General features: G+C 51.3%; 8 protein-coding genes, 2 tRNA genes and 3 rRNA genes. 12 read left to right on the top strand and 1 reads right to left on the bottom strand.

Annotated features, from left to right (window positions below):
- Nucleotides 1-107: 107 nt before the first annotated feature.
- The 4 genes from nadD (at nucleotide 108) to BU251_RS05435 (ending at nucleotide 3,474) form a co-directional block, all read left to right on the top strand.
- Complete coding sequence (gene nadD, locus BU251_RS05450; RefSeq protein ID WP_128699975.1) at nucleotides 108-677, top strand: nicotinate-nucleotide adenylyltransferase; 570 nt, start codon at nucleotides 108-110, stop codon at nucleotides 675-677.
- Nucleotides 674-1,336, top strand: coding sequence for a ribulose-phosphate 3-epimerase (rpe, locus tag BU251_RS05445; RefSeq protein ID WP_128699973.1), 663 nt, complete (start codon nucleotides 674-676; stop codon nucleotides 1,334-1,336). Before nadD ends, rpe begins: the two co-directional genes overlap by 4 nt.
- A complete protein-coding gene (locus BU251_RS05440) occupies nucleotides 1,326-2,783 on the top strand; it encodes a phosphoglucomutase/phosphomannomutase family protein (protein ID WP_128699971.1) in 1,458 nt (485 codons plus the stop codon). The genes rpe and BU251_RS05440 overlap by 11 nt, the downstream gene beginning before the upstream one ends.
- 82 nt (nucleotides 2,784-2,865) lie before the next feature.
- The gene (locus BU251_RS05435) at nucleotides 2,866-3,474 is read left to right on the top strand and encodes a lysophospholipid acyltransferase family protein (RefSeq protein ID WP_128699969.1); all 609 of its coding nucleotides are present in this window, start codon (nucleotides 2,866-2,868) and stop codon (nucleotides 3,472-3,474) included.
- A gap of 27 nt (nucleotides 3,475-3,501) precedes the next feature.
- On the opposite strand, the gene BU251_RS05430 is transcribed toward BU251_RS05435, so the two are convergent.
- On the bottom strand, nucleotides 3,502-3,705 hold the full coding sequence (locus tag BU251_RS05430; RefSeq protein WP_128699967.1) for a hypothetical protein: 204 nt from the start codon (nucleotides 3,703-3,705) through the stop codon (nucleotides 3,502-3,504).
- A 113-nt stretch (nucleotides 3,706-3,818) separates the two neighbouring features.
- Here BU251_RS05430 and BU251_RS05425 point away from each other — a divergent pair, with 113 nt between their 5' ends.
- The 8 genes from BU251_RS05425 (at nucleotide 3,819) to BU251_RS05390 (ending at nucleotide 14,257) form a co-directional block, all read left to right on the top strand.
- The gene (locus tag BU251_RS05425) at nucleotides 3,819-5,366 is read left to right on the top strand and encodes a 30S ribosomal protein S1 (RefSeq protein ID WP_128699965.1); all 1,548 of its coding nucleotides are present in this window, start codon (nucleotides 3,819-3,821) and stop codon (nucleotides 5,364-5,366) included.
- Between the two features lie 85 nt (nucleotides 5,367-5,451).
- The gene (tyrS, locus tag BU251_RS05420) at nucleotides 5,452-6,657 is read left to right on the top strand and encodes a tyrosine--tRNA ligase (protein ID WP_128699964.1); all 1,206 of its coding nucleotides are present in this window, start codon (nucleotides 5,452-5,454) and stop codon (nucleotides 6,655-6,657) included.
- A gap of 655 nt (nucleotides 6,658-7,312) precedes the next feature.
- Nucleotides 7,313-8,905 (top strand): 16S ribosomal RNA (locus tag BU251_RS05415).
- 314 nt (nucleotides 8,906-9,219) lie between these two features.
- Nucleotides 9,220-9,292 (top strand) — tRNA-Ile (locus BU251_RS05410).
- Between the two features lie 25 nt (nucleotides 9,293-9,317).
- Nucleotides 9,318-9,393 (top strand) — tRNA-Ala (locus BU251_RS05405).
- A gap of 289 nt (nucleotides 9,394-9,682) precedes the next feature.
- Nucleotides 9,683-13,419, top strand: a 23S ribosomal RNA gene (locus BU251_RS05400).
- Between the two features lie 184 nt (nucleotides 13,420-13,603).
- A 5S ribosomal RNA gene (gene rrf, locus BU251_RS05395) occupies nucleotides 13,604-13,720 on the top strand.
- The 16S, 23S and 5S rRNA genes sit together here with 2 tRNA genes alongside, the layout of an rRNA operon.
- Nucleotides 13,721-13,858: 138 nt before the next feature.
- Entirely contained in the window at nucleotides 13,859-14,257 is a 399-nt protein-coding gene (locus tag BU251_RS05390) for a type IV pilin protein (protein ID WP_128699962.1), read from the top strand.
- The last annotated feature ends 8 nt before the right edge of the window (nucleotides 14,258-14,265 follow it).

The following is a 14,265-nucleotide window of genomic DNA, read 5'->3' as shown; positions in this document are numbered from 1 at the left end:
TCAAATGACAAATGCCCAATTAAATCCCAATGTCGAAGGAAGGTAAAACTGGGTATTGAATTTTTTGGTATTAATTTGTCATTTGGATTTTGACATTCGTCATTAAAATGATGAAGATAGGTATCCTGGGCGGCACTTTTAATCCGGTACATTTCGGGCACTTGATCCTCGCGGAACAGGTGAGAGGGCAGTTGGGGCTCGACAAGGTGATTTTTGTGCCTACGTTCATGCCGCCGCACAAAAGCAACAGCGACGTTATTCCGGCAAGATATCGTTTTGAGATGCTCGGGTTGGCTATAGGCAATAACAAGGCTTTTTCCGTTTCCGACATTGAGATCCGGCGCAGAGGCAAGTCCTATACGGTGGACACGCTGCGGCAGATCAAGGAACGGTATCCGCACGCAAAGCTTTTTTTTATCTGCGGTTCGGACCTGGTTTCGGAAATCCCGAGCTGGAAAAACGTCGATGAGATTTATGCGCTTGCTGCTTTTGTCTTGGCCCGGCGGCCGGGATACGGCAGGCGTCTGAGCGGACGGCCTTTTATCAAGATCAACGTCGCGCAGGTGGATATTTCTTCTTCCTTGATCCGCAAGCTCAGGCGCGAAGGGCGTTCGATCCGTTATCTGACGCCTAACAGCGTGGTGAAATATATCGAAAGGCATGGGCTCTACCAATGAAGATCAAGATTGGACCGTCCATATTGGCTGCGGATTTTGCGAATCTAGCCCAGGAGGCCAGGCGCGCTAAAGAAGCGGGCGCTGATTTTCTGCACGTGGACGTCATGGATGGCCATTTTGTTCCCAACATCACCATCGGTCCAGCCGTCGTCGCCGCCCTGCGCAAGACGACAGACCTGCCGATCCACTCGCATTTAATGATCGAGGCCCCTGAAGATTATATCGCCCCGTTTGCCAGGAGCGGTTCCGACATCATCAGTTTCCATATCGAGGCCCTGGGTAAGACAAGGCATGCACGTCTCAAAAAAGCCCATCTCATCATTCAGGAACTCAAAAAGATCAATGTCCGTCCGGCGGTCGCCCTGAATCCCTCGACGCCGCTGGCGGACATCAAGGGTCTTTTGGAGAAGGTGGATTGGGTGTTGGTGATGAGTGTTAATCCAGGTTTCGGAGGTCAGGAGTTCATCACAGCTGTTTTGCCGAAGATTTCTGATCTGAGACGGATGTTCGCCGGAGATATCGAGGTGGATGGGGGCATTAACGACAAGACGGCCCGCCAGGCGGTGCGCAGCGGCGCAAATCTTCTGGCCGCCGGGACGTATCTTTTTAAAGCTCATAACATGGAAGACGCCATAAGGAGATTGAAGAATGACGAATAAAGAGGCACAGGAACAGGTCAAGGCGATCAAGTTCGGAACGGACGGCTGGCGGGCCGTGATTGCCGACGATTTCACGTTTGTGAATCTGCGCAAGGTGGCGCAGGCGACGGCCTGCTATCTCAAGGATGATTTTCCCAAACAGCAGGAAGGCAAGGTGCGTGTCTGCGTCGGCTATGACACGCGTTTTCTTTCGGCGAAATTCGCCCAGACGGTTGCGGAGGTCTTTGCCGCCAACGATATCGAGACCATCCTTTCCGACAGGGCCGTCCCTACCCCGGCGTTGAGTTTTGCGGTCAAAAATAGAAAGCTCGACCTCGGCATCATGATTACGGCCAGCCACAACCCGCCGGAATTCAACGGATACAAGATCAAGAACGCACAGGGCGGGGCGGCTGATGTGACGGTGACGCGCCGCGTCGAGTCGTTGATCGGGCAGGCGGAAAGCAAAGTCAAAAAAATCGACTCGGCCATTGCGGACGGCTCGATCAAGGTTGCCGACATCTCCAAGGAATACGTTTCTTTTTTGCGTTCTTATATCGACAGAAAGGCGTTTAAAAAAGCCAAATTCAGGGTTTTGATGGATGCGATGTACGGCAGCGGCAACAGCTATATCGCCGACGTCTTGAAAGGGACTTCGATCCGGTTGGAATTGATGCGCAATGAAGTCAATCCGTGGTTTGAGGGCCGCGGGCCTGAGCCCGTGGAAGACAATGTGCAGAAGATCATCCGCCGCATGAAAGAGGGCAAACACGATATCGGTTTGATCCTTGACGGTGACGCGGACCGTATCGCCGCCGTAGATTCCAAGGGCGAGTATATCCCTCCTCAGAAGATCCTGGGGCTTTTGGCCCTGCATCTGCGCGAGGATAAAGGCTGGGACGGCGGTATTGTGACGACCATCGCCGGGACGACGATGCTCGAGCATATTGCCCGGGACCTCGGGGTCGAGCTTCATGAGACGCCGGTCGGGTTCAAATATATTTCCAACCTGATGGAAACCAAAAATATCCTCGTGGGCGGAGAGGAGGCCGGCGGCATGGGGCTGAAGAACTATATCCCGGAGCGCGACGGCACATTGGCGGGTCTCATGCTTGTCGAGATGATGATCCATCGCAAGAAAAAAATAGCCCAGATCCTTCGTGAGATGGAAAAAAAGTACGGTCGTTATTACTATCTGCGCAGTGACATGAGATTGAAATCGAAAGATTATGCTTTGGACATGAAGACGCTCTGTGTGAATTCTCTTTTGGGAAAGAAGGTCGTTAAAGTCAAGGATTACGACGGAACGAAGCTGATTTGCGAGGATGAAAGTTGGCTCATGTTCCGGGCCTCCGGCACCGAACCGAAGATGCGCGTTTATTCCGAAGCCAAGAGTTACGCCAGGGCCAGAGACCTCATCAAGTTGGGCAACGAGATGGTGAAAGAGAAGATTCGTTATACGGCCTGATCCGGCCCTCGTGGTCGTCTCCCCGGCGCTTTAAGGCATTCGAAAACGCGTCTCTCCCTTTTGAAAGAGCAGGTGCCGACCCATGATTTATGCCATAGGCAGATTTTTATTTTTTTCTGTCTTTAAATTGTTCTTTCGTTTCAAGGTTTTCGGCAGACAGAATATTCCCCGCCGCGGCGGTTTTCTTTTGGCTTGCAACCATGTCAGCTACCTCGATCCTATCGTTTTCGGCTGCGCCTGCCCGAGATTTTTGAGTTTCATGGCCAGGGATACGTTGTTCAAGGCCCGTTTTTTCGGCTGGTTGCTGATGCGTGTGCGTGCTTTTCCTCTGAAACGCAACGCCGCAGATCTGGGGGCCATGAAAGAAGCCCTGAGGCGTTTAAGGCATCAGGAAGGGTTGCTGCTGTTTCCCGAAGGGACGCGTACGGTGGGCGGCAAGATCGGCCGCGGACGCGCCGGCGTCGGTTTCCTTGCACGCAAAAGCGGCGTCCCGGTCGTGCCGGCTTTTGTCCGGGGGACAGACGCTGCTTTGTCTAAGACGGACAAGCGGCTCAGAAGGGCGCCGATCACAGTCTGGTTCGGAGAGTCGATGACGCTGTCCGCCGGGTCGGGAGAGTCAGACGAGGCGTTCGCCGGCCGGGTGATGGAACGGGTCAGTGCTCTCAAGGCGGCGGCTGATGCCGGCGTCTGAACATTTTAGCTTGACAAATTCCTGTTTTTAAGGATAATTATGCTCTACCCGCGTACCAGTCTTGAACCTGTCGCGGTTCAGGACGGTGTGGGGTTTACGCTTGGCGCCTAAGTATTTTGGACGCGAGGCCTTATCCAGAAAGGATAGGTCTGCGCCTTCCTTAGAGCGCAGGACCTTATCCAGAAAGGATAGGTCTGCGCTTTCCTTGAAGCGCAGGATCTTATCCTTCATCCAGAATGTTATGGAGGGGTGTCGCCCTGCAGCTTTATCGCCGCGGGGCTCCAACATGCAAATAGACGCGGCCATATGCGCGCTATTAATACACCGTAAAGGGGGAATTTTTTGTGAGTGAAGAAAAGAACGCAGCGTTAACGCAACTCTACGAACAGAGTTTCAAAGAGATCAAGGAAGGGGAGATCGTCAAGGGCAAGATCGTCAGGATCGGCGTCAAAGATGTCCTGATCGACGTGGGTTACAAGTCCGAAGGGGCTGTGGCGCGCGAAGAATTCACGGGCCTGCCTGACCTGGCTGTTGGCCAGGAAGTGGAAGTCTACGTGGATTCGATAGAAGATGATAATGGCATGATCGTCCTTTCCCGCGACAAGGCCAGACGTCTTCACGGCTGGGACAAGATCAACCAGGGATTCAAAGAAGGGGACTTGGTCGACGGCTTTGTGCGCAAGAAAGTCAAGGGCGGCTTTATCGTCGATGTCTACGGCCTGGAAGGATTCCTGCCTGCGAGCCTCGCCATGTTCAGGAATGTCAGCGAGAAGGATATTGTCGGGCATTCTTTCAAATTCAAGATCATCAAGATCAACTCCCTGCGCAAGAGCTTGATCGTTTCGCGCAAGGAAGCCGTGGCTAAGGAAAAAGAGGACAACCGTCTGCGTTTCTGGGAGACCCACAAGTCCGGAGACGTCGTCAACGGCTTGGTCAAAAATATCACGGACTTCGGCGCCTTCATCGATCTGGGCGGCGTAGACGGCCTGTTGCATATCACGGACATGAGTTGGTCGCGCATTTCGCATCCTTCGGAGATGCTGGCCGTCGGCGATAGGATCGAGGTTGTGATTCTGAACATGAACAAGGAGACGTCCAAGGTGTCCCTTGGTCTCAAGCAGCGCATGGCCGATCCCTGGACGGATGTCGACAAGAAGTTCCCGGTCGGCACAAGATTGAAAGGCAAGGTTGTCAATATCGTTCCTTACGGCGTGTTTGTCGAGCTGGAAAAGGGCATCGAGGGGCTGATCCACGTTTCCGAGATTTCCTGGCAGAAGAGGAACATCAATACGCAGGAGATGTTTGCCGTTGGCGATACTGTTGAAGTCCAGGTGTTGACTATCGACAAGGACAGCCGCAGGATCTCTTTGAGCATCAAACAGCTCGAGGGCAATCCCTGGCTGGAGGCGGAGAACAAATTTTCTGTCGGATCGAAGGTGTCTGGCAAGATCAGCGGCTTCACGGATTTCGGGGCCTTTGTGGAGCTGGACGGTAATCTGGACGGCATGATCCACGTCTCGGACATGTCCTGGACGAGACGCGTCATGAATCCTCAGGAAATCCTCAAAAAAGGCCAGAAGGTCGACGTCGTCATCTTGTCGGTCGATGCCCAGAACAAGAAGATATCCTTGGGCTTGAAGCAGGCGATGGAGAGCCCCTGGCCTAAGATCGCTGAAACCTATCCCATCGGCACGGAACGCGAGGGTGAGGTGACGTCCAAGAACAACTTCGGCGTTTTTGTCCGTTTCGATGCTGATTTTGAGGGGCTGCTTTATATCAATGAGATCCCGAAGGACCAATTCGAGAAGGTCAATATCGGCGATAAGATCAAGATCAAGATCATCAAGGTGGACACCGACCAGATGCGTATCGGTCTGGGGCTGGCGTCTTAACATGTGAGGTGCCCCGGCATTCTCGTGATCCAGGATCCCGATTTCTGCGGGAGGCGGACGCGTGCGATGCCGGGGCGTTCATTTAATGAGCATCGAAGATCAATTAAAGGTCATTAAGCGGGGCACAAGCGAGATCATCGCGGAAGAAGAGCTTGTGGCGCGCCTGAGGTGGTCTGAAAAATCCGGCAAACCCTTGAAGGTGAAGGCGGGGTTCGATCCGACCGCCCCGGATATCCACCTCGGTCATACGGTCCTTTTGAGGAAACTTAAAACCTTTCAGGACCTCGGACACATCGTTTATTTTCTGATCGGTGATTTTACGGGGCGCATCGGCGATCCTTCGGGCGTCTCTGAGGTCCGCAAACAGCTGTCGCGGGAAGAGGTGATCAGGAATGCCGCGACATATAAGAAGCAGATTTTCAAGATCTTGGACCCCCGCCGCACGCGCGTCGTGTTCAACAGCCGCTGGTATGAGCGCATGAAGTTCCAGGATGTCATCGCCCTCTCGAGCAAGTATACGGTGGCACGCATGCTGGAACGCGACGATTTTTCCAAGCGATTCAAGGAGAACCGGCCGATCAGCATCCTGGAATTTATGTATCCTTTGATCCAGGGCTACGATTCCGTCGTCCTGAGGGCGGATGTGGAGCTGGGAGGGACGGACCAGAAATTCAACCTTTTGGTTGGGCGCGAGCTGCAGAGGGAATACGGCCAGATGCCCCAGGTCGTCATCACCATGCCTCTCTTGGAGGGCACGGACGGCACCAACAAGATGTCCAAATCCCTCGGGAATTATGTCGGCATCAACGAATCTCCTAAGGAGATGTTCGGTAAACTCATGTCCATCAACGATACGCTCATGATGAGATATTATGAGCTCCTGACGGATGAGGACTTGGCGGCTGTGTCTGCCATGCATCCGCGGGACGCCAAGATGAAGCTGGCTTCTTTTATCGTCACACACTATCACGGTCTCAATGCGGCGCGCGACGCCCGTAAGGAATTTGAAACGGTCTTCCGCGAGAAAAACGTGCCGAAGCACGTGCCCGTGAAAAAAGTTTCAAGCGACAAAGAAACGATCGGCATCCTGCAGCTTTTGGACCTCGGCGTCGATCTGTTGTACACCAATAACACCAAGAATGAGTTCAGGCGCATGATCCAGCAGGGGGCCGTAAAGGTCAACGGCGAAAAGATCGACTCCGTGAATTATGAATTGAAAAACCCCGGAGAATACCTGATCCAGGTGGCTAAGCGCAGCTTCGTCAAAATCGTCGTCGAAAGAAAAGCTTAAGATTCGTTCCTAGCGTGAGTTACGTTCTTTAATGAACGTGTGACTTATGGAATGCAATGAACATAAGTCACGGCGTGAATTAGATCCTTGACACCTACCTTGTTGTGATTTATGAGAAAGTCTCAAGGATAAATTCGCACCCATAACTTATGTAATTCTTTGAATTACATAAGTTATGTGCTCATTTAAAATTTTTAAAATAATCCTTGACACTTTATGGGTGTTCTGATATAACTTACAGCTACACCTTAGGGTGCGAAATATTCTTTTACAGATTGGCGCAAGCCGCCAAGGTGACAAGAGATTTGAAGACCGACAGAAGGGCCCCGCGCAGGGGAACATAACCAAAAGTTCTGTTTGTCGAGATGCTGGATTTTTCGAAAAAGGCATCATCTCGATGCCTTTTTTATTTGCGCAGAAGGCGCAACACCCGCGCAATACTTCGCCAGAAAGGCGAACACTGGTCCAATTCCTTATAAGGACCAGGTGCCAATAAGCGCAGGGTATGACGCAGAAGGCGCGAAGACAATAATCCGCCGAAGATTTGATGGCGGATGTTTGATAGAGAAAAATAGATATCTTATCGCGCAAGCGATATTCGTTCTTTGATAAATAGCCAAGAAGTCGTTGACCGTAAAAAGTCAACAACCGTTTTTTTTCGGAGAGTTTGATCCTGGCTCAGAGTGAACGCTGGCGGCGTGGATTAGGCATGCAAGTCGAGCGATGCGGATTTATGAGTAAGGCCGACCGCAAGGAAGGTTTTACAAGTGGATTTGCATAGCGGCAAACGGGTGAGTAACACGTGAGCAATCTACCCCTAGGACTGGAATAGCCCGGAGAAATCCGGGGTAATGACAGATGTGACTACGATCTCTCATGAGGACGTAGTAAAAGACGGGGACTTGTCGCAAGACAGGCCCGTCACCAAGGGAGGAGCTCGCGGCCTATCAGCTTGTTGGTGAGGTAATGGCCCACCAAGGCGAAGACGGGTAGCTAGTCTGAGAGGATGTTTAGCCACACTGGAACTGAGACACTGTCCAGACTCCTACGGGAGGCTGCAGTCGAGAATCTTTAGCAATGGGGGAAACCCTGACTATGCGACGCCGCGTGAGGGATGAAGGTCTTCGGATTGTAAACCTCTTTCGACCGGAAAGAATATCCTGACGGGTAATATCCGTCAGGACTGACGGTACCGGGAGAAGAAGCCACGGCCAACTCCGTGCCAGCAGCCGCGGTAATACGGAGGTGGCGAGCGTTACTCGGATTTATTGGGTGTAAAGGGCAGGTAGGCGGCCTGACAAGTGGGGAGTGAAATCCTGCGGCTTAATCGCAGAACTGCTTTCCAAACTATCGGGCTTGAGTGTGGGAGAGGAGAATGGAACTCCTGGTGTAAGGGTGAAATCTGTAGAGATCAGGAGGAACACCATTGGCGAAGGCGATTCTCTGGACCACAACTGACGCTGAACTGCGAAAGCTAGGGGAGAGAACAGGATTAGATACCCTGGTATTCCTAGCCGTAAACGATGAGTACTGGGTGTTTCGGGTTAAACCGAAGCGCCGAAGTTAACACATTAAGTACTCCACCTGGGGACTACGGCCGCAAGGTTGAAACTCAAAGGAATTGACGGGGGCCCGCACAAGCAGTGGAACATGTGGTTCAATTCGACGCTACGCGAAGAACCTCACCAGGGTTTGACATATAGGTAGTAGGAACCTGAAAGGGGGACGACTCGTTAAGCCGAGTGCCTATACAGGTGTTGCATGGCTGTCGTCAGCTCGTGCCGTGAGGTGTTGGGTTAAGTCCCGCAACGAGCGCAACCATCATCCTTAGTTGCTACCGAAGGATCCGAAAGGGTTCTGGCGAGCACTCTAAGGAGACTGCCCGTGATAAACGGGAGGAAGGTGGAGATGACGTCAAGTCCGTATGGCCCTTATACCCTGGGCTACACACGTGTTACAATGGGATGTACAGAGCGTTGCCAAACCGCGAGGTGGAGCTAATCGCAAAAAGCATCCCCCAGTTCAGATTGGAGTCTGCAACCCGACTCCATGAAGTTGGAATTGCTAGTAACGGCGGATCAGCTACGCCGCCGTGAATACGTTCCCGGGCCTTGTACACACCGCCCGTCAAGCGATGGGAGCCGGTAGTACCCGAAGTGGCGACAACGCCCCTAAGGTAAGACTGGTGACTGGCGCTAAGTCGTAACAAGGTAGCCGTATCGGAAGGTGCGGCTGGATCACCTCCTTTCTATTTTTTCTCACGACAAAATAGAGAGAACCTCCGACGTCATGTCGGAGAGCATCACAAAGGTTAAGTCACGAGCTAGTCAACCGACTTAACGCTCCGAACTTGGCTATTTATAAATTTGAGACACAGACGATATACGTAGCGAGATGCCGCCCGGCGAATTGATGCGCTAAGAAAGGCGTGCAGGTAGAGAGAAGGGAAGTGAAAGCTTCATTCCTCGCTACCCTCATCTCGCGACGTAAACATCTGTGTGGATGAGAGGGAAACGGATCCTATGGGTCTTGGACATAACGTCTGTGACTTGTGATGTTTTTGGGCCCATAGCTCAGCTGGTAGAGCACCGTGCTGATAACGCGGGGGTGAGAGGTTCAAGTCCTCTTGGGCCCACTGAAATTTGCTCCGCAAGAGTTTCGGGGCAGTAGCTCAGTTGGGAGAGCGCGTGCTTTGCAAGCATGAGGTCGGGAGTTCGATTCTCCTCTGCTCCACCATTTTTTTGTGACAGAGTAAAGATGGGTCGGCAGTGTTCTTTTTGATAATTTGATTTTTTGATGGAAACTTAGCAGCCACCGAATCGTTAAACTAAGAAGGCTAGCGCAAGGACCATCATTTAATTTTTATCGCCGCATATGTTCGCGGCGATTCTGTTCTTTGACAATTCTTATCGGTTTTTTTCGAAAAGTGCATCCCGAAGAGCGCCTCTGGCGCCGTTCGGGACGCAACGTCGAGAAATTCTCTCATACTGCCGGGCCGTTAAGGCCCGGCGAAGACCATTAATGTGGTCAAGCTACAAAGAGCCTATGAGGAATGACTTGGTCAGTTCAGGCGAAGAAGGACGTGGTAAGCGGCGATACTCCTGGGGGAGTCGCAAACAGGCTTTGATCCCAGGGTTTCCGAATGGGGCAACCCTTCCTGAGTCATGTCAGGAAACATCTCCGTAAATCAAATAGCGGAGGATGAGCCAAACCGGGGGAAGTGAAACATCTCAGTACCCCGAGGAAAAGAAACCGCATGGTATTCCCTTAGTAGCGGCGAGCGAAGCGGGAAAAGCCTAAATCCCGGTGACGCAATAGTCTGCATGCGTTGTCATCGGGAAGTTGTGGGACTATCCGGACGGACATGCAGGTCCGTCGGAGAGTTACAAAATTCTTGTTTAGCAGAAAGACCTGGAATGGTCTGCCAAAGAGGGTGAAAGCCCCGTATGCGAAAAGCAAGGATCTCTCTGGGATGGTATCCCAAGTACTACGGGGCACGTGGAATCCCGTAGGAATCCGCCCTGACCACAGGGTAAGGCTAAATACTAGAACTGGACCGATAGTGGACAAGTACCGTGAGGGAAAGTTGAAAAGAACCCCGGGAGGGGAGTGAAATAGAACCTGAATTCATAGGCTTACAAGCGGTCGGAGCCCTATGCTCTTGCGCAAGCGAGAGAACGGGTTACGGCGTGCCTTTTGCATAATGAACCGGCGAGTTATACTAGTAAGCAAGCTTAATCCTTTCTAAGGGGAGGAGGCGCAGGGAAACCGAGTCCGAATAGGGCGACAAGTTTGCTGGTATAGACCCGAAGCTGAGTGATCTACCCATGGCCAGTGCGAAGTCTGCCGAAAGGCAGATGGAGGTACGAACCCATGACTGTTGAAAAAGTCCGGGATGAGCTGTGGGTCGGAGTGAAAGGCTAATCAAACTCAGTAATAGCTGGTTCTCCTCGAAACGTCTTTAGGGACGGCCTTGAGTCAATGAGCGATGAGGGTAGAGTGCTGAATGGGCTAGGGACCCCACCAGGTTGCCAAACCCAACCAAACTCCGAATATCATCGTTTCTTATCTCAGGAGACAGACAGTGCGGGCTAAGCTGCATTGTCAAAAGGGAGACAGCCCAGACCGCCAGTTAAGGTCCCAAAGGATAGGCTAAGTGGTAAAGGATGTGGGACAACACGGACAACCAGGATGTTGGCTCAGAGGCAGCCATCATTTAAAGAGTGCGTAACAGCTCACTGGTCGAGTTGCCCTGCGCCCAAGATAATCGGGGCTCAAGCCTATTACCGAAACTGCGGAAATGTTTCGGCCTGCGTGCCGGAACGTTTGGTAGAGGAGCGTACTGTTGTAGGTTGAAGGTGGATCGAGAGGACCACTGGACGAAGCAGTAGTGATTATGTCGGTATGAGTAGCGAAAATCACGGCGAGAAACCGTGAGGCCGAAAGTCTAAGGTTTCCTGGGGAAGGTTAATCCGCCCAGGGTGAGTCGATCCTAAGCCGAGGCTGTTGAACGCGTAGGCGATGGAAATCCGGTTAATATTCCGGAACTGGTCAAGGGCGTTATCACCTTGATGTTGACGCAGGAGGTTGGGGTCAGCGGACTGTTGGATGTGTCCGTCTAAGCTCGTAGTCCTGTCCGCAAGGGCAGGATGAGAGGCGAATGCGAGGCCGATCTACGGAAAGGCCGAAGTGATCTTAAACCACGCTGCCGAGAAAATTCATCAAGGGAGTTCTTGGCCAATCGTACCGCAATCCGACACAGGTAGACCTCCAAAATATGGTAAGGCCCTCGAGAGAACCCTCGTTAAGGAACTCGGCAATCTAGCCCCGTAAGTTAGCAATAAGGGGTGCCTTGCGATGTGTAGTCCTTTACGGATGAAGCATGGCAGGGTTTCAATGAAGTGGCTCGGGTGACTGTTTAGCAAAAACCAAGCACTCTGCAAACTCGAAAGAGGACGTATAGGGTGTGACACCTGCCCGGTGCTGGAAGGTTAAGGAGAGAGGTTATCCCCGCAAGGGGAGAAGCTTCGAACCGAAGCCCCAGTGAACGGCGGCCGTAACTATTGTTTGGACCATCCCGTGAAGTTCCGGGACACACAGTAGTTGTAAAATCTGGCTATATGCTGGAAAATCCCGTTAAGTCAACAGTACTTTCATCTTCAAGGTGAAATGTGACAATCTGTTGAATAGGGACAATCAGCAGGAAAGACCTGAAGAAGGAGGTCTTTATGAAACCAGAAATCGGCTACTACTTGGCGGGTTTTGCCGACGGAGAAGGAAGTTTTAATATATCCTTCAGACAACGGCAAGACTACAAGTCACCGTGGAAAGTTTCTCTTTGTTTCAACATCTCCCAGAAAGACAAAGTTATCCTTGCATTGTTCAAGCATCATTTAGGTTGCGGAACGTTACGAAGCCGCCCCGATGGTGTTTGGTATTTTGAAGTGAATAACTTTAGGGCAATCTGTGAGGATGTGATTCCTTTCTTTAAGCGATTCCGTTTTCTTTCTGCAAAGAAAAAACGGGATTTTGCGAAATTCTGCGAACTGGCAGAAATGATAAAGAAGGGGGAACATCTTAAGAGTAGCGGTATTCGAAAGATTCTTGAGATCAGAAGAGAAATGAACGACGGTGGCAAGCGCAAGTATAGCGAAGCTGAAATACTGGTGAAATATCAGGAATCCTCAGAGACTATACGCCAGACAGACGATCAGAAGTTATCGTCCGATGATATAGTCCGGTCTTCCGAGAAATCGGAAGTTAACACAAACGAACGGTCCTAAGGTAGCGAAATTCCTTGTGGGGTAAGTTCCCACGCGCACGAATGGTGTAACAACTTGAGCGCTGTCTCAACGAGGGACTCGGCGAAATTGTGGTGACAGTGAAGACGCTGTCTACCCGCACTTGGACGAAAAGACCCCGGAACCTTTACTCTACTCTGGTATTGAATTTTGATCCGATCTGTGTAGGATAGGTGGGAGACTTTGAAGTCCGGGCGTTAGCCCGGATGGAGTCGTCGGTGAAATACCACCCTTATTGTATTAAGATTCTAACCTTCTGCCGTGAATCCGGCGAAGGAACATTGCCAGACGGGGAGTTTGACTGGGGCGGTTTCCTCCTAAAATATAACGGCGGAGCCCAAAGCTTACCTCAAGACGGTCGGCAATCGTCTGTTGAGTGTAAAGGCATATGGTAGGTTGACTGTGATCCCGATAGGGAGAACAGATGCGAAAGCAGGGCTTAGTGATCCGGTACTAGATAGTGGGATTGGTATCGCTCAACAAATAAAAGGTACTCTGGGGATAACAGGCTTATCGCGCTCGAGAGTTCATATCGACAGCGCGGTTTGGCACCTCGATGTCGGCTCATCCTATCCTGGGGCTGGAGAAGGTCCCAAGGGTCCGGCTGTTCGCCGGTTAAAAGGGTACGTGAGTTGGGTTCAGAACGTCGTGAGACAGTTCGGTCTCTATCCAGTGTGGGCGCAAGGAAGTTTGATGGGAGTTGTCCTTAGTACGAGAGGACCAGGACAAACGAACCTCTGGTGTTCCAGCTGTCCTGCCAAGGGCAAGGGCTGGGTAGTCATGTTCGGAAGAGATAAGCGCTGAAGGCATATAAGCGCCAAGCTCGCCCAAAGAATAGACTTCCCGTTCGTGGCAACACGGACATAGACACCCGGAAGACTACCGGGTCAATAGGTCCTAAGTGTAAGATCCGTCAAGGATTTAAGCTTAAAGGATACTAATTGTCGATCGGCTTGACCGCTTTTTTGTCTTTTTGATGGAGAAGAATCGACGCTTTTCGAGAAAAGCTGATAAGAATTGTCATTGTGTTTTTTCAGAGAAAAAACACAATGATCCTGAGGAACGAAGGATCATCTCAAGAAAGATTCTTCGGCCTTGATAAAAAATCAAGGTTGCCTCAGAATCAAAATTTGCTCCGCAAATTTTGAGGCGTCCATACTGAGGAGGAAACACCCGTTCCCATTCCGAATACGGTAGTTAAGCTCCTCAAGGTCGATGGTACTTGGTTCGCAAGGATCCGGGAGAGTAGATAGGCGCCTCTTAATTTCAAGCCCCCGCTGGTGATGCCACGGGGGTTTCTTTTTTGGGAGAGCCCCGCACCTTTTGTCCGCAAGTTCTTTTGGAAATAAAGATGTCCGAATATGTTGCAATAAGACCATTTTTATATTAAAATCCCTTGTATGAAGATATTCCATAGATGGGGTTACTCATTGATGGAAATTATGCTGGTTGTCATTGTGATCGGCATTCTGGCAGGTATTTCTGTCCCGCGTATGTTAGCTATTGTCGAGCGTTCCAGGGGGGCGGAAGCCAGGGAAATACTTTATAAGGCATATGCCGGTTATCAGAGGTATGTTGACGACAATACCTCGACCCTTCCCGCAGCCGATAACAACAAATGGAGCAGGCTGGGGATGGGCAATCCTAACAGTTTGAGCGGCAGGTTTTTTAATTATACGTTTTCTCCCGGTAGCAGCGCTAACCCGACGACGGTTACAGCAACGCGCCAGGGGATCGCGGCAAACCAGATTTCCATCAATTTGTTGACAGGCGCTGTCACCAATACATCTCCCTATTGAGGGGGCAG

This window comes from Candidatus Velamenicoccus archaeovorus (assembly GCF_004102945.1).
GTDB lineage: Bacteria > Omnitrophota > Gorgyraeia > Velamenicoccales > Velamenicoccaceae > Velamenicoccus > Velamenicoccus archaeovorus.
Note: the sequence above shows the minus strand (reverse complement) of the source record. Positions and strands in the feature narration are given on the sequence as shown.

Excerpts from the sequence above, each read along its gene's own strand:
- BU251_RS05430 (WP_128699967.1), bottom strand. The coding sequence starts at position 3,705 with ATGAAGGATAAGATCCTGCGCTTCAAGGAAAGCGCAGACCTATCCTTT.
- rpe (WP_128699973.1), top strand. The coding sequence starts at position 674 with ATGAAGATCAAGATTGGACCGTCCATATTGGCTGCGGATTTTGCGAAT.
- BU251_RS05390 (WP_128699962.1), top strand. The coding sequence starts at position 13,859 with ATGAAGATATTCCATAGATGGGGTTACTCATTGATGGAAATTATGCTG.
- BU251_RS05440 (WP_128699971.1), top strand. The coding sequence starts at position 1,326 with ATGACGAATAAAGAGGCACAGGAACAGGTCAAGGCGATCAAGTTCGGA.
- tyrS (WP_128699964.1), top strand. The coding sequence starts at position 5,452 with ATGAGCATCGAAGATCAATTAAAGGTCATTAAGCGGGGCACAAGCGAG.
- nadD (WP_128699975.1), top strand. The coding sequence starts at position 108 with ATGATGAAGATAGGTATCCTGGGCGGCACTTTTAATCCGGTACATTTC.
- BU251_RS05435 (WP_128699969.1), top strand. The coding sequence starts at position 2,866 with ATGATTTATGCCATAGGCAGATTTTTATTTTTTTCTGTCTTTAAATTG.